This window comes from Nocardia abscessus NBRC 100374 (genome assembly GCF_000308455.1).
In the GTDB taxonomy this organism is placed as follows: domain Bacteria; phylum Actinomycetota; class Actinomycetes; order Mycobacteriales; family Mycobacteriaceae; genus Nocardia; species Nocardia abscessus.
In genome coordinates this window covers 51610-66578 of the sequence record NZ_BAFP01000047.1, presented here as the reverse complement: position 1 = coordinate 66578, position 14969 = coordinate 51610, and the positions used below count along the sequence as shown (strand labels likewise).

Sequence of the window (14969 nt, the reverse complement as noted above, 5' to 3'; positions counted from 1 at the left end):
TGTCTCATCCGGCCTCCGATATCTCTGCGGGACATCCGCACGCAGCCGACGCGATGAGGCGCCGCGCACAGCTTCCTCACCCGGCCTCCTGGATCCGCTCGGCGGCGCGCATGCGCACCGGGGCCGCCCGCGGGTTGTCCTCTATCTCCTGTTCGGTAGCCTTCTCCGCCCCGCGAGTCAGCATCCGGAACTCCGGCCCCATCCCGGGCAGCTCGACCGGCAGACCCACCGGCGTCCTGGACGCGGTGTGCGTGACGAGCTCGTGCTTGACCACCTTGTCCTCCAGCGATTGGTAGGACATGACCACGATCCGGCCGCCGACACGCAGCGCGGCGAGCGCGGCGGGCAGCGCGGCACGCAAGGAGTCGAGTTCCCCGTTGACCTCCACTCGCAGCGCCTGGAAAGTGCGCTTGGCCGGGTGCCCACCGGTGCGGCGGGTGGCCGCGGGGATCGTGGCGTACAGCAGCTCCACCAGCTCGGCGCTCGTGCTGAACGGTTTGACCTTGCGACGGCGGATGACCTCGGCTGCGATCCGGCTCGCGAAACGTTCCTCGCCGTAGATTTTCAGCACCCGGGCCAGATCGCCGTGGCTGTAGGTGTTGAGCACGTCGGCGGCGGTGGGCCCGCGGGTCGGGTCCATCCGCATGTCCAGTGGGGCGTCGACGGAATAGGCGAAGCCGCGATCGGCCTCGTCCAGCTGCATCGAGGAGACACCCAGGTCCATCAGGATCGCCGAGACCGAACCGGTGGGCGGCAGCCCTGCCTCGGCCAGCGCGTCGGCGATGCCGTCATAGCGGGTGTGCACCAACGTGACTCGGTCCGCGTACGGCTCGAGCCGCTCGCCGGCCAGCTTCAACGCGGTGGTGTCGCGGTCGAGCCCGACCAGATGGATACCGGGGTACGTGCTCAGGAAATGTTCGGCGTGGCCGCCCAAGCCCAGGGTCGCGTCGACGTAGACCGCACCCGGCTCGGCCAAGGCCGGACCCAGCAGCGCGTCGGCTCGCTCGAGCAGAACCGGAACATGGCGGGGACCGCGCTGTTCACGGTTCACCTCGACCTCCCGGAGTCCTGCCTCGCGTCGTCGCGCACCGCACACGGGTCGCCTTGATACACAGTGCTTTCGATACGGATACGAATGCCCCGTGGTCTCTGACCGAACCTCGGCACCTGGCGTCGGGGAAGTACGTCAGGGTCCGCGTCCGGGCAGAGACCGCGTGGCACTCGTTCGCCCGCGGCTAGAAGATCCCGCCCAGCGACTCGTCTCTGGCTTGCGAAAAGTCCTCCTCGTGCTCGGCGAGGTAGGACTCCCACGCCTGCTTATCCCAAATCTCCAGGAAGTCGACCGAACCGATCACCACGCAATCCCTTTGCAGGTTCGCGTAGCGACGATGGTCGGCGGACAACACGATCCGGCCCTGCGCGTCCGGACGCTGCTCGTCCGTTCCGGCCGCGAGGGCCCGGACGAACGCGCGTGCCTGCGGATTGCTTCGAGACGCGGCCGCGGCACGCCGAGCGAGCGCGGTGAACTCTTCCTTCGGGTACACGGCAAGGCTGTGGTCCTGCCCCTTCGTGACCATCAACCCTCCCGCCAGATCGTCTCGAAACTTCGCAGGCAACGTGAGTCGCCCCTTGTCGTCCAAGCGAGGTGTATAGGTACCGAGAAACAACTCGATACCTCCCTATTCGATCACCTCGATGGTCGGCCCTTCAGTACTGCGCGCTCCACATTACCCCACTTTCCCCCACTTTCAATCGAAACCAGCGGTGATCTGGCTCCCGACCCAGACGATTCCGCAGGTCATCCCAGCTATCACCGCCGTGGAGAACTTTCACGAGTTCTGCCGACACGCGCAGGCCCCACGGACAAACGCCCGAAAACACCCAGCAAACGTCTCGGCGGCCCGTACGCGGGGGCATCGTGGGGGAAGTTTGTGGGGAGGTGTGGGGGAAGCGGGACAGTCCCGCCCGAAGATCATTCGCAGCGCGATCGGCCGCGCACACGAACCGGCGACGCCGCACCTCTACGGTGCGGCGTCGCCGGTAATGCTGAAGTTGTCAGGCTACGGGCGAGCTACTCTTGCTCGAAACGCCGCCGGAAGCGATCCTCCATACGCTCGGAGAAACCGCCGGATTTCCGCTGGCGCCCACGGCCGCCCGCGCCACCGGAGGAGGCTTCGCCGCCCGAGCGGTCGTTCTTGGCGGCGCTCTTGGAGGTGCCGACCAGCAGGAGTACACCCGCACCGAACATGACGATGAACCCGATCAGGCTGATGATCGGGAAGCCGCCTGGCTTCACGGGCGCTGCGATGCCTGCGACTAGGAGAAAGAGGCCGAGGACGAACAACGCCGCGGCCTGGAGTCTGCGACGACTCGAGGTCGAACGAAGCCGTCCGCCGCGGACGGACGAGGCGAACTTGGGATCCTCAGCATAGAGAGCGCTCTCGATCTGTTCGAGCATGCGCTGCTCGTGCTCGGAGAGTGGCACGGTACCTCCCCCGGCACTAGGCGTGGCTGTCGCCTCCGGGTAGGCGACAGATAGCCGACCTTGGCGGCCATCTGTCACCAATGATACGAGTTCGATCAGGGCCAGACCACCTTATGGGCTCAGTCGGCGTAGTCCGTCTTCAGCCGCACTAAGCGGTCATGCCGCCGGTGACTCCCGGGGCGGGGCGCAACCGAGCCGACGCCGCGAGGAGATCCTCCACGTCGTGCAGGAATGCAGCCACCCGCGAAGAGAACTCGTCGGCCTCGTGTTCGTCGACCTGTCGGTCCAGCCCGGCCTCCAGCGCGGCCCGGATCTCCGAGCGCGCGCTGAAGTAGTCCGCCCACATCACGAACTCGGGGGCGGCGCGCTGCATCAGCACCCACGCGTTGCGCGAACGCGCGCGGGGTGCGGCGTCGGCGCCCGTGAGCGCGATCACCGCGCCCGCGCCGCGCAGGGCTGCCAGGTAGGCGGTGCGGAACCGCTCCCGCGGATCCCGTTCCCCCGCCGCCTGCATGAGCAACCCGTCCGCGCGCTCCAGCAGCTTGCCGGCCCGGCCGGGCCGGCCCGGATATTCCACTCGACCAGACATCGCCGTCCCTCCACCATCGCGTACCTTGGCCCGTATCCGCGCTGGAGGCGGCGTCCCCCACCGCTTTCCAGCAACCGCCCGGACCGAACAGGTATTCGAACGTTTGAATTGAGCTTCAATATAGAGACGCCCACCGACAAACTTCCGCGTCCGCGCGACCGACGAGAGCCATGACCGCCGTCAAGCCCAATCACACTCCCGCACCCGCCGTCATCGATCTCTCGGTGGCGGCTCTGCGCTCCCGGCTGCACGACGCACTGGCGGTCTACGTGGCCGCCATGGACTATCCGCGCGGGACCGAGAACCATCGCGCACCGATGTGGACCGAGCACACCACCCGGCCCGGCTGGCAGGCGGTCGCGGCGGTGCTGCCCGACGACTCCGGCCGGATCGATCTGCGCCGCGCACCGATCGTGGCGATCGCCTACGGCTATCGCGGCGCCGCGCACCAGTGGTGGCACCAGCAGGTACACAGCGGAATGCGGCGCTCGGGCTGGCCGGAACACTCCACGCGCGAACTCCTCTCGGACTACTTCGAGCTCACCGAACTGCATGTGCATCCGACCGCGCAGGGCCGCGGCATCGGCGCCACGCTGCTGGAACGGCTGCTGCGCGACCGCACCGAGCGCGCCGTGCTGCTGTCGACGCCCGAGGTCGCCGGTGAGGACAACCGCGCCTGGCGGTTGTACCGCAGGCAGGGATTCACCGACGTGGTCCGCAATTTCGTGTTCGCGGGCGACAACCGTCCGTTCGCGATCCTCGGCAGGCGGCTACCGCTGTGAGGGTCACGTGACGGTGGTCGTCGTCGGCTCGGGCCACAACGCCTTGGTCGCCGCGTGTTATCTCGCCCGCGCCGGACACGAGGTCGAGGTGCTCGAACGCGACGATGTCCTCGGCGGCGCGGTGTCGACGGTCGAGCGGTTCCCCGGCCATCGGGTCGATCGCGGCTCGTCGGCGCACATCATGATCCGCCACACCGGCATCGTCGAGGAACTCGAACTCGACCGCTTCGGGCTGCGATACATCGACTGCGACCCATGGGGTTTCTCGCCCGCGCACGCGGGCCGCCCCGCCCTCGTGTTCCACCGCGACCTGGAAGCGACCTGCGCGTCGATCGCGGCGGCCTGCGGCCACCGGGACGCGGCGGCCTATCGCCGATTCGTCCAGGTGTGGGGTCCGCGCAGCGCCCGCGTGATGCGAGCCTTCGGTGGCGGACCGACGCCGGGCAGGCTCGTGCGGTCGTTCTGGGGACTGGACGCGAAAGACGGCGGCAGCGCCCTCTCGCGGGAATTCCTGCAATCCGGGGACGCGCTGCTGGACGCCTCCTTCGAGGACGAGCGCCTGAAGGCGTCGCTGGCGTGGTTCGGTGCGCAGTCCGGGCCGCCGATGTCGGAGCCGGGCACGGCGCCGATGGTGGGCTTCGCCGCGCTCATGCACACCCTGCCGCCGGGGCGGGCGGTCGGCGGCAGCGGAGCGCTGACCACGGCGCTGGTGGCGCGGCTGCGCTCGGACGGCGGGGTGGTGACCGCGGGCGACGCGGTGGTGGCCCTGCGCCGCGACGGCGACCGCTGGCGGGTGCGCACCGCGTCGGGCCGAGAGCTGTGCGCCGACACCGTGATCGCGGGCAGCCATGTGCTGACCACGCTGGAGTTGCTCCGCGACGGCGGATTCGACGGTGCGGTGCTCGACGACTGGCGGCGGCGCATCCGCGTCGGTCCCGGGATCGGGATGGTGGTGCGGGCCGCCACCTCGGCGCTGCCCAGTTACCCCGGCAGCCCGATCGATCACTCCGCCCGCGGTCTGCAATTCCTGGTGTCCGATCGCGCGCAGTTGCGTCGTGCGCACGGCGCGGCGCTGGCGGGGGACCTGCCGCCGCGGCCGGTGGTGCTGGCGATGAGTTTCAGTGCCCTCGACCCGACCATCGCGCCGCCGGGTGAGCATCAGTTGTCGCTGTGGGCGCAGTGGCACCCGTACCGACTGGCCTCCGGTGACGATTGGGCCCGCCTCGCGCAGCAGGAAGGCGACCGGATCATCGCCGAAGTCGACTCCTACGCACCCGGTTTCGCGGAGACGGTGTTGCGCACGCACGTGCAGACGCCGGTGGACTTGGAGCGCGAACTCGGGCTCGTCGGCGGCAACGTCATGCACGTGGAGATGTCGCTGGACCAGGTGATGCTGTGGCGCCCGCTGCCGGAACTGGCGGGGCAGCGGGTGCCCGGTGCGCCGGGGCTGTACCTGACCGGCGCGTCCACCCACCCCGGCGGCGGTGTCTCCGGCGCGAGCGGCCGCACCGCCGCCGCACTCGCGCTGCGCGACCTGAAACGGCGTCGGCTACCCCGGTGGCTGCGACGATGAGGCACTCGGGCGAGCTGGCGACGGCGACGGGGCGGACCACGCCGACACGCGAACATCCCGCGTATTCGGTGCCCTGGTATCGCTCGGGGCGCTTTCTCCTTCCCCTCGTCTTCTCCGCCGCGGCGATCGTCGCGCAGATCGGATATCCGCTGACCACCGGCGGCACGCGCGACCGGATCACCGTCGCGATCGTGCTGCTGTCCGCGGGCGCCGCGCTGGCACACGCCACCGCGACCAGGGGACCGCGGTACGCCATCGGCTTCCTGGTCGTCGTCTCCGGTCTCGGGCTCACGGCCGAGGTGATCGGCACCGCGACGGGAGTGCCGTTCGGCTGCTACGAGTACGCCGCCGACCGGCTCGGTCCCGCCTTGCTGACGGTGCCGTTGATCGTGCCGCTGGCCTGGACCGGTGGAATCTACCCGGTATGGGTGGTGGCCGGGATGTTGTCGCGGCACACGCTCGCACGGGTCGTGACGACGGCGGCGGGCGCGGTGGGCTGGGATCTGTTCCTCGATCCGCAAATGGTGGCCGACGGGCAGTGGACCTGGTGTGACACCCAGTCCGGGCTGCCCGGGCTGGACTGGATCCCGGTGACGAACTACCTGGGATGGTTCGGCGTCGCGCTCGTGATGGGCGGATTGCTGGCGGCCTGGGAGCAGGCCGCGCCGGATCCGGTGCGGACGCCGCCGGAGCACGGTCGCGCGCCGGCACGCGTCGTCCCGGTGACCTTGTTCCTGTGGACCTGGCTGGGGTCGGCGCTGGCCCACGCGGTGTTCCTCGGCCTTCTGCCCTCCGCTGGTTACGGCTTCGCCGGTATGGCTGTGCTCGGCGTTCCCTTACTGGTCGTAGCTGCTCGCGCGCGCCGCTGACCCGGTGCGATCCGCCCGGCGCGGCAGGCCGACGCGCGTTGCGACTGGTGCGTTTCATTCCGGGCCGACGGCCTGGCACGATGTCACCCGTGCAGCCGAGTCCCGTCACCACGAAGCCCGATGCCCCGGACCTCCCGCAGCGGCGGGCCCGACGCCGCGGCGTGCGTGTCGCGGCGGCCGTTCTGCTCGCGGCGATGCTGGTGCCGATGCTCGCGAGCTGCCTGCGGGTGCAGGTGTCGATGGGCGTCTCGTCCAACGACCGGGTGTCGGGGCGGCTCGTGGCCGCCGTGGTGCCCGCCGACCCCGGCGACAAGGGCCCGCAGCTGAAGGCGCCCGAGACGCTGGCCGCGAAGGTGCGCGTGGAGCCGTACGCCCAGGACGGTTACACCGGCAGCCAGGTGTTCTTCGAGGATCTGTCCTTCGGTGAGGTGCAGCAGCTCGGCCAGCTGTCCGAGCAGACCCAGGGCATGTTCCAGCTGCAATTCCAGCGCACCGGCGACCTGGTCAAGATGACCGGGCGCGTCGACCTCAAATCCGTTCCGCCGCACGGCTCCGACGTGCAGTTCACCATCGCCTTTCCGGCCCGCGTCGCCAAGACCAACGGCAGCCGCGACGGCGACAACGTCGTCTCCTGGAGGCTGCCGCCCGGTGAGGTCTCCAGACCGAGCGCCGAGGTGAGCTACGCCGACCCGAACACCCGCTCGTTCGCGGGCTGGGCGGGCATCGCGGGCGGCATCACCCTCGCGGTAGCCGCCATCGTCGCCGCGCTGGCCTACATGGACCGCAACCCCGCCCCGCCCGGATCGCCGGAAGTCGGCTTCTCGTTGAGCCGCTGGTGGCGCTCGGTGACGCAGAATCGCTGAGCGGTAGGTCGGTGCGCCGGGATAGCGTGGCGCACATGGTGAGTGCCGACCTGCCGAAGACGTTGCGCGCGACCTCGATCCTGCCGACCTGCGCTACCGCGCTGGCCGTGCTCGGCGCGGGTATCGCGCTGTACAACCGGATCACCCTGCCGCGGTTGGCGGACAGCCCGACCACTGTGATCGAACCCGTCACCGTCTGCGTCCCGGCACGGAACGAGGCCGACCGGCTACCCGACCTGATCGCCGACCTACGCGCCCAAGTGGGCGTACCGCGCCTGAAGGTGCGCATCCTCGACGACGCGTCCACCGACGACACCGGCGCTGCCGCCCGCGCGGCGATCGGGGACGATTCCCGTTTCACCCTGCTGCGCACCGAATCCGGCCCGCTGCCCGGCTGGACCGGGAAGGCCGCCGCCTGTGTCCGGCTGGCCGAGGAGGCGACGGCGCCGGTGCTGATCTTCGTGGACGCCGACGTGCGATTGGCCCCGGCGGCGATCGCCGCGGCGGTCGGCGCTCTGCGCAGACGAGGAGCCGCGCTGGTCTCGCCGTGGCCGCTGCAAGTGGCCGGTTCGGTGGCAGAGGCCGTGGTGCAGCCGCTGCTGTGCTGGTCGTGGGCCTCCACGCTGCCGGTCGCGGTGGCCGAGCGGAGTCTGCGGCCCTCCACCGCGGTGGCGTGCGGACAGTTCCTCGTGTTCGACAACGCGGTGTACCGCGCGGTGGGTGGCCACGCGGCGGTGGCCGGGAGCGTCACCGAAGACCTCGACATCGCCCGTACGCTACGGCGAGCCGGTCACTCCACCGTTGTGGTGGCGGCGGGCCCACTGGCCGGCACCAGGATGTATCGCGGCGCCGCCGACCTGGACGCGGGCTACACCCGCTGGCTCTGGTCGGCCTACGACGGCACGATCGCGGGCGGAGCGGCGGTGGGACTCGTTGCCGCTCTTGCCTATTGGGTGCCGCCCGTGGCCGCGGTGCTCGGCAGGGGCGCGGTCCGGCGGACGGGCACGATCGGCTGGCTCGCCGCCGTGGGCGGGCGGCTGCTGGCCCGCTCCACCGAGACCGGCGGTCCGCTGAGGGCCTCGGATGTGCTGGCCGCCGTCGCGCATCCGGTCTCGGTCGCGGCGTATCTGCTGCTGTGGGCGCGTTCACACCGGGCCCGCCGCCGCGGCACAGCGCGCTGGAAAGGTCGCTCGCTCGACTGAGCGGTCAGCGCCGCGGCGGCCGAGACCTCATGGCACCGGGGTGATTCCGACCGTCGGCAAGAAGAAGCAGGACTTGGCGCCGTTCTGCACCGTGCCGAACACCGCGGCGAGCACCGTGCCCTTCCCGGTGTCCACCGGGACCGCGCGCACCCCGCCCATCGGCAGGGCCGCGAAGAGGAAGTCCCGGATCGCCTGCTCGGCCGAAGGCCGCAGGTCAGCGGGGACGGCCGCGGGGATCATCGCACGGGCGACCTCCGACAGCGGCCCCATGGCGGCCGTGCCGCCGCGGCCGGTGTTCAGGTTGAGCCAGGCGACCTGCATGCCCGCGGTGTTCGGGCCGTCCGGACCGAGGCCGTAGGGCACGAAGGTGAACATGGTCTGCCCAGCCTTGACGGCGCTGAGGTCCTGGCCTGGAATCTGCACGGTGTTCTTCGGCCATGGCCCCGGAATGGCGCCCGCCACGGCGGGTGCCAAACCGCCCGTGGTGTTGTCGAGGCAGAACGCCGACGCGGTCGGGTACGCGAACGGCGCGATCCCGAGCGCGCGCAGCGCGTCGAGTGCGGCTTGGTAGGCGCCGAACAGGTCGCCTGGGGCGGCCACCTGCACGGAGTCGTCGGAGAACGCGGGAATCGGGGCATCCGGAGCCGCGAGCGCGGCGCCCGGCCCGGCGAGCACGAGAGCGATGGAACCGGACACGACAGCGGACAACTGGGTCAGAGAACGCATTGTGATCACGAAACCTCCTCATCGGCGGGACGATCGAGGGGCACAGTACTCCGGCAAACGCGTCCAGCAGTATGGATTACGAACAGCAATTTTGTGGCGAGTCCCGTTTGCCCGAAACGAACCGGCCCCGCGCCCCAACCTTCGGCAAGAGCCGTATGCTGCATCGGGCCGTCGGCATTCGGCGCTGGACGCTCGCCGGCGATGACGCGGTGCTCGCACCGCCCCGGCAGAGCAGCGCATGCCTGGTTACTACAAAGATCCGATGAATCCGGGTGCGACAAGATCTACGCTCACGGTGATTACTTCCCTTGTTCCCGGCTTCACTTGCTGGGCATCATGATTCGGCTCGACCCTGTCGCCCGATGACGGTGGGTCGGCGCCAACCATCCAGAGCGACCGAGAGACCTGGCTCATCGACGTCGCAGCAACCCCCCGGTCACCGGGTGCGGGTGCTTCCGCCGGGACCGATGGAGGAGTCGAAGTGATCATCGCCGACGCCGGCACGACGCATGAACCCGCCCGGCCTGCAGAAGAAGCGGTGAGCCGATGACCCGGCAGCGCCGCCGCATGCCCAGCCGAGCGTCGGCGACCGGTGTCGCCGGCGCCGATCCCCACGAGGGCGAACAGCTCGCCCGCACCGAAGTATCTGGAGTTGTCTCGTGATCCGAACCCGTCACCGAATCCTCGCGCTGGCCGGCGCGCTCGCCGCGGCCACCACCGTGGCCGCGTGCGGCAGCGATTCGGCCGCGCCCGGCGGCGACGCGGGCCCGCCCCGGCCGGGCGGCATCCTGCGCTACGGCCTGTCCCAGGCGCCGACCTGCTCGGACCCGGCCCAGGCCGGCACCAACCAGACGGTGTACGTGGCACGGCAGATCGTGGATTCGCTGACCGACCAGGATCCGGCCACCGGCGAGCTGAAGCCGTGGCTGGCGCAGAGCTGGGAGGCGACCCCCGACGCGAAGGTCTTCACCTTCCGCCTGACCGACGGCGTCACCTTCGGCGACGGCACGCCGCTCACCGCGGACTCGGTGCGCAACACCTTCGATTCGATCGTGCGGCTCGGCTCGGGCAAGGCGCCGCTGGGCAGCAGTTACCTCACCAACTACGTCGGCACCACGGCCGTCGACCGGCTCACCGTCCGGGTGGAGTTCAGCAAGCCCAACGCGCAGTTCCTGCAGGCGTCCTCGACCGCGCAGCTAGGCATCCTGGCCGACGTGACCACGGCCGAGCCCGCCGAGCAGCGCTGCCTCGGCGACAACGTCGGTAGCGGGCCGTTCACCTACGTGGCCTATCGCCAAGACGCGGCGGTGACGCTGGCCAAGCGCACCGGCTACCGCTGGGGTTCGGCGGTGTTCGCACACCGCGGCGAGGCCTACCTGGACAAGATCGAGTTCACCGTGGTGCCCGAATCCGGCGTGCGCACCGGCAGTCTCGCGTCCGGGCAGCTGGACGCGATCAGCGACGCACTACCGCAGGACGCGCCGCAGATCGAGGCGGCGGGCGGACGGGTGCTCAGCACGGCCAACCCGGGTGTGCCGTTCGGCCTGCAGCCCAACGTCACCCGCGGACCGCTGCGCGATCCCGCGGTGCGCCAGGCACTGCTGCCCGCGATCGATCGCAGGCAATTGGTGGACACCGTGCTCGGCCCGCAGTTCCAGCCCGCCACGAGCGCCCTGGCAGCCAGCACACCCGGCTACACCGACCTCTCGGCCCGCCTGTCCTACGATCCGGCGAAAGCGCGCACCATCCTCGACCAGGCCGGGTGGGTGCCCGGCGCGGACGGCGTCCGGACGAAGAACGGTGAGCGATTGTCGTTCTCGGTGCTGTTCAGCCAGGTGTTCGCGGGCAACCAGGCGATCCTCGAGCTGGTGCAGCAGCAGCTGCGGCAGGTCGGCGTCGAGCTGAAGCTGGACCTGGTGTCGGTGGCGGAGACCACGGCGCGGCAGAGCAGCAAGGACTTCGACACCTTCTACGGCAACACCACTCGCGCCGACGGCGACATCCTGCGCACCTCCTTCGGTCTCGAAGGGCGCAATCTCAACGCGCGCGGCCCCATCCCCGCGTTGGACGACGCGCTGAACGGGCAGGTCGGCACCGTGGACACCGCGACGCGCAACGAGCTCATCCGCACCGCGCAGCAGCAGGTGCTCGACGCGGGGCTGTTGATCCCGACCGTCGAGCTGTCCCAGGCGATCGGAGCGGGCGGGAACACGCAGGATCTGAAGTTCGAAGCCTCCGCGCGATTGCAGTTCTTCGACACCTGGCTGAGCGGACGATAGTCATGGCACGCTATCTGGCCCTGCGCGCGCTGCAGGCGATCTGGGTGCTGTGGGCGGCGTTCACGCTGTCGTTCGTGGTGCTGTACCTGCTGCCCGCCGACCCGGTCTCGATCGCGGCCGACGGCGGCGGCTCGGGCACACCGGTGGACCAGGCCGCCATCGCCGAGTTGCAGGCCCGCTACGGGCTGGATCGGCCGCTGTGGGAACAGTATTGGACCGCCCTCGGCCATGCCGTCCGCGGCGATCTCGGACATTCCATCGCGACCGGGCAGCCGGTCACCGACGCCATCGGTGACGCGCTGCCCGCCACGCTCGAGTTGACCGGCACCGCCCTGCTCTTCGCGGTCATCGGTGGCGTCGCGCTGGCCTTCGCCGCGACCCAGACCAGGCGGCCGTGGCTGCACAACGCCTTGGCCGCACTGCCATCGCTGGGCGTCTCGGTGCCGACCTTCTGGACCGGACTGCTACTGCTGCAGGTGTTCTCGTTCCAGTTGCGGCTGGCGCCCGCGTTCGGCGGTCAGGGGTTCGCGGGTACGGTGCTGCCCGCCCTCACCCTGGCGCTGCCGATCGGCGCGGTCATCGCGCAGGTGCTCACCGCCGGGCTGGAGACGACCTGGCGTCAGCCGTTCGTCGACGTGGCCTTGGCCAAGGGCGGATCGCGCTGGTGGGTGCGGCGAACGCACGTGCTGCGCCCGGCCAGTGTGCCCGCGTTCACCATCGCCGGGGTCCTGATGGGCAACATGCTCGCCGGATCGGTGGTGGTGGAGACGGTCTTCGCCCGCCAAGGCGTGGGGCGGCTGACCCAGACCGCGGTGCTGGCGCAAGACATCCCGGTGGTGCAGGGCATCGTGCTGCTCACCTCGGTGGTGTTCGTCAGCGTGAATCTCGCGGTCGACCTGCTGTATCCGCTGCTCGACCCGCGTATCGCGGCCCGTTCGCGCGGCGCGAGCGGCGAATCCGAGCACACCGCCGCAAACGCCGCCGAGGAGGCGATCATCCGTGCCTGACGCTGCTCCCGCCGTCCGTACCGGTGCGCGGCGCGCCGCTTGCCGAGGAGGTGCGTACTCGTGGTCGACGTGACCGAAGAACAGCGCAGAGCGGTACTGCCCCGCCTGCGGCGACCGGCCGTGAGCTGGAAGGCGTTGCGCGCCAATGCGGGACTGCTGGTCGCGGCCGCGGTCGCGCTGCTCGCCGTGGGATGGGCGCTGGCGCCGTCGGTGTTCGCGGCCGGCGACCCGCTGACCGGCGTGCCAGCGCAGAAGTTCCAGTCCCCCAGCGCCGAACACTGGTTCGGCACCGACAACCTCGGACGCGACCTCTACACCCGGATGGTGCACGGCGCCGGTCTCTCGCTGACCGCCACGCTGGCGGCCGTCGGCATCGCCCTCGTGGCCGGGTCGCTGCTCGGGCTGCTGTCCGGCGCGATCGGCGGGGTGGTCGACGCGCTGGTCATGCGGCTGGTCGACGTGCTGCTGTCGATCCCCGCACTGCTGCTGTCGCTGGCGCTGGTGACCGCGCTCGGCTTCGGCACCGCCGACGTGGCCGTCGCGGTAGGCGTTTCGCTGGTGGCCAACTTCGCGCGGGTGATGCGTTCGGAAGTGCTGCGGGTCCGCCAGGCGGTGTACGTGGAGGCGGCGCACGCCGCGGGCGTGCGCTGGTACACCGTGCTGACCAAGCACGTGCTGCCCAACTCCTACCAGCCGGTGCTCGCCTTGGCCGCGGTCGAATTCGGCATGGCGGTGCTGGCCGTGTCGGCGCTGAGCTTTCTCGGCTACGGCGCGAAGCCGCCCACCCCCGAGTGGGGCACGCTGATCTCCGAGGGACGCAACTACCTCGCGACCGCATGGTGGATGACCACACTGCCCGGCTTCGTCATCATCGCCGTGGTGCTCGCCGCCCAGCGCCTCGGCCGCGCGATCGCGAAGGGGGAACACGCATGAGCGCCACGGCGTCGCCGCTGCTGCACATCGAGGACCTGCGGGTTCGCTATCGGTCCGAAGCGGGCCCGATCACCGCGCTGGCCGGCGTCTCGCTCACCGTCGCCCGCGGTGAGGTGGTGGCGCTGGTCGGCGAATCCGGCTCCGGCAAGTCCACCCTGGCCCAGGCTGTGATCGGGCTGTACGGGGCGAACGCCGAGATCGCCGGTGGGACCGTGACCTTCGACGGGGCGGTGGTCGACACCGGCGACGAACGCGCGCTGCGGCGGCTGCGCGGCGCCCGGATCGGCTTCGTCCCGCAGGACCCCGGGTTGTCGCTGAACCCTGTCCGCCGCGTCGGCGATCAGGTGGCCGAAGCACTGCTCGTGCACGGGCGCGCCGACCGCAAGGGTGCCCGGGCGCGGGCGATCGACCTGCTGGCCGACGCGGGCTTGGATCGGCCGGAATCGCGCGCGACCCAGTATCCCCACGAGTTGTCCGGTGGTCAGCGCCAGCGGGTGCTCATCGCCGCGGCGCTGGCCTGCGCACCGGACCTGGTCATCGCCGATGAGCCGACCAGCGCGCTCGACGCGACCGTCGCGCGCCGGGTACTGGACCGGCTCGCCGAGCAGATCGCGGTGCGCGGCACCGCGGTGCTGCTGATCACCCATGATCTGGCCGTCGCCGCCGAACGCGCGGACCGGCTCGTCGTGCTCAGCGGTGGCGAGGTGGTGGAGAGCGGCCCGACCGCCGAACTGCTGGCGGCGCCGCGCCACCCGTATACCAAGCGTCTGCTCGCGGCGTCGCCGAGCCTCGCTCCACCCGGCGACTACCGCGCACCCAAGCCGCGCGCTGGCGAGCCGCTGCTGGTCTTGCGCGGGATCCACAAGAGCTTCCGCGCGCACGGCGGCGACACCGTGACCGCGGTGGCCGGCGTCGGTTTCGAACTCTGCCGCGGCGAGACGCTCTCACTGGTCGGTGAATCGGGATCGGGCAAGTCCACCACGGCGCGGATCGCGTTGCGGCTCACCGAACCCGACCGCGGCGAGGTCACCTTCGACGGGCAACCGCTGTCGAAGGCCCGCGGGTCGCGACTGCGCGCACTGCGTAGACGCTTCCAGGTGGTGTACCAGAACCCGTACGCCTCGCTGGACCCGCGCTGGCGGGTGGGCGCCATCATCGAGGAACCGTTGCGCGCGTTCGGGGTCGGGGATCGCGCGGGGCGGCGGGACCGGGTGGCGGAGCTGCTCGCGCAGGTCGCGCTGCCGTCCGAGTTCGCCCGGCGCAGACCCGCCGAACTCTCCGGCGGACAGCGCCAGCGGGTCGCCATCGCCCGGGCGCTGGCGCTGCATCCCGAGCTGCTGGTGCTCGATGAGCCCGTCTCCGCACTGGACGCCTCGGTACAGGCGCAGATCCTCGAGCTGCTGGACCGCCTGCAGGCCGAGCTGGCGCTGAGCTACCTGTTCATCTCGCACGATCTGGCGGTGGTGCGCCGCATCAGCGACCACGTCGCGGTGCTGCGGCACGGCCGCATCGTCGAATCCGGCCGCACCGCCGAGATCTTCGACAACCCGCGCCACGAGTACACCCGCGAACTGCTGTCGGCCATCCCCGCCCCCGCCGTCGCGAAAGGCGTGGCCTGATGTCCAACCGTTCCCGCCTCCCGGAACCCACCACCGGCCACA

At 70.7% G+C, this 14969-nt stretch carries 14 protein-coding genes and 1 riboswitch; of the genes, 9 read left to right on the top strand and 5 right to left on the bottom strand.

The window, feature by feature from the left end; genetic code table 11:
* Positions 1-76: 76 nt before the first annotated feature.
* The 4 genes from rsmH to ON19_RS09860 form a co-directional block, all read right to left on the bottom strand.
* A complete protein-coding gene (rsmH, locus tag ON19_RS09875) occupies positions 77-1051 on the bottom strand; it encodes a 16S rRNA (cytosine(1402)-N(4))-methyltransferase RsmH (RefSeq protein ID WP_043689360.1) in 975 nt (324 codons plus the stop codon).
* 184 nt (positions 1052-1235) lie between these two features.
* A complete protein-coding gene (mraZ, locus tag ON19_RS09870) occupies positions 1236-1667 on the bottom strand; it encodes a division/cell wall cluster transcriptional repressor MraZ (RefSeq protein ID WP_039797118.1) in 432 nt (143 codons plus the stop codon).
* A gap of 404 nt (positions 1668-2071) precedes the next feature.
* Complete coding sequence (locus tag ON19_RS09865; RefSeq protein WP_043689305.1) at positions 2072-2485, bottom strand: SCO2097 family morphological protein; 414 nt, start codon at positions 2483-2485, stop codon at positions 2072-2074.
* Positions 2486-2633: 148 nt separating this feature from the next.
* The gene (locus ON19_RS09860) at positions 2634-3074 is read right to left on the bottom strand and encodes an SAV_6107 family HEPN domain-containing protein (RefSeq protein ID WP_043689303.1); all 441 of its coding nucleotides are present in this window, start codon (positions 3072-3074) and stop codon (positions 2634-2636) included.
* Between the two features lie 170 nt (positions 3075-3244).
* Here ON19_RS09860 and ON19_RS09855 point away from each other — a divergent pair, with 170 nt between their 5' ends.
* The 5 genes from ON19_RS09855 to ON19_RS09835 all read left to right on the top strand — a co-directional run bounded on the left by ON19_RS09855 (position 3245) and on the right by ON19_RS09835 (position 8363).
* A complete protein-coding gene (locus tag ON19_RS09855) occupies positions 3245-3856 on the top strand; it encodes a GNAT family N-acetyltransferase (RefSeq protein WP_043689302.1) in 612 nt (203 codons plus the stop codon).
* Positions 3857-3863: 7 nt separating this feature from the next.
* Positions 3864-5429 (top strand): phytoene desaturase family protein, encoded by a 1566-nt coding sequence (locus ON19_RS09850; protein WP_043689300.1) that lies wholly within the window; start codon positions 3864-3866, stop codon positions 5427-5429.
* Entirely contained in the window at positions 5414-6298 is an 885-nt protein-coding gene (locus ON19_RS09845; RefSeq protein ID WP_227954923.1) for a carotenoid biosynthesis protein, read from the top strand. The genes ON19_RS09850 and ON19_RS09845 overlap by 16 nt, the downstream gene beginning before the upstream one ends.
* An 80-nt stretch (positions 6299-6378) precedes the next feature.
* Entirely contained in the window at positions 6379-7161 is a 783-nt protein-coding gene (locus ON19_RS09840; protein WP_372478704.1) for an LppM family (lipo)protein, read from the top strand.
* Between the two features lie 35 nt (positions 7162-7196).
* Complete coding sequence (locus tag ON19_RS09835) at positions 7197-8363, top strand: glycosyltransferase family 2 protein (RefSeq protein ID WP_043689353.1); 1167 nt, start codon at positions 7197-7199, stop codon at positions 8361-8363.
* A 27-nt stretch (positions 8364-8390) separates the two neighbouring features.
* On the opposite strand, the gene ON19_RS09830 is transcribed toward ON19_RS09835, so the two are convergent.
* Entirely contained in the window at positions 8391-9089 is a 699-nt protein-coding gene (locus ON19_RS09830; RefSeq protein ID WP_043689298.1) for a hypothetical protein, read from the bottom strand.
* Positions 9090-9469: 380 nt separating this feature from the next.
* A riboswitch (SAM riboswitch) is annotated at positions 9470-9563 on the top strand.
* Between the two features lie 185 nt (positions 9564-9748).
* Here ON19_RS09830 and ON19_RS09825 point away from each other — a divergent pair.
* From ON19_RS09825 to ON19_RS09810, 4 genes are all read left to right on the top strand, one after another.
* Positions 9749-11368, top strand: coding sequence for an ABC transporter substrate-binding protein (locus tag ON19_RS09825; RefSeq protein WP_043689296.1), 1620 nt, complete (start codon positions 9749-9751; stop codon positions 11366-11368).
* 2 nt (positions 11369-11370) lie between these two features.
* Positions 11371-12375, top strand: coding sequence for an ABC transporter permease (locus tag ON19_RS09820; protein ID WP_043689294.1), 1005 nt, complete (start codon positions 11371-11373; stop codon positions 12373-12375).
* A 135-nt stretch (positions 12376-12510) separates the two neighbouring features.
* Positions 12511-13308: an ABC transporter permease gene (locus tag ON19_RS09815; RefSeq protein WP_043689351.1), complete on the top strand. Its 798-nt coding sequence runs from the start codon at positions 12511-12513 to the stop codon at positions 13306-13308.
* A complete protein-coding gene (locus ON19_RS09810; RefSeq protein ID WP_043689292.1) occupies positions 13305-14927 on the top strand; it encodes a dipeptide ABC transporter ATP-binding protein in 1623 nt (540 codons plus the stop codon). Before ON19_RS09815 ends, ON19_RS09810 begins: the two co-directional genes overlap by 4 nt.
* Positions 14928-14969: the final 42 nt, after the last annotated feature.

Excerpts from the sequence above, each read along its gene's own strand:
- ON19_RS09860 (WP_043689303.1), bottom strand. The coding sequence starts at position 3,074 with ATGTCTGGTCGAGTGGAATATCCGGGCCGGCCCGGCCGGGCCGGCAAG.
- ON19_RS09855 (WP_043689302.1), top strand. The coding sequence starts at position 3,245 with ATGACCGCCGTCAAGCCCAATCACACTCCCGCACCCGCCGTCATCGAT.
- ON19_RS09840 (WP_372478704.1), top strand. The coding sequence starts at position 6,379 with ATGTCACCCGTGCAGCCGAGTCCCGTCACCACGAAGCCCGATGCCCCG.
- ON19_RS09835 (WP_043689353.1), top strand. The coding sequence starts at position 7,197 with ATGGTGAGTGCCGACCTGCCGAAGACGTTGCGCGCGACCTCGATCCTG.
- ON19_RS09830 (WP_043689298.1), bottom strand. The coding sequence starts at position 9,089 with ATGCGTTCTCTGACCCAGTTGTCCGCTGTCGTGTCCGGTTCCATCGCT.
- ON19_RS09820 (WP_043689294.1), top strand. The coding sequence starts at position 11,371 with ATGGCACGCTATCTGGCCCTGCGCGCGCTGCAGGCGATCTGGGTGCTG.
- ON19_RS09810 (WP_043689292.1), top strand. The coding sequence starts at position 13,305 with ATGAGCGCCACGGCGTCGCCGCTGCTGCACATCGAGGACCTGCGGGTT.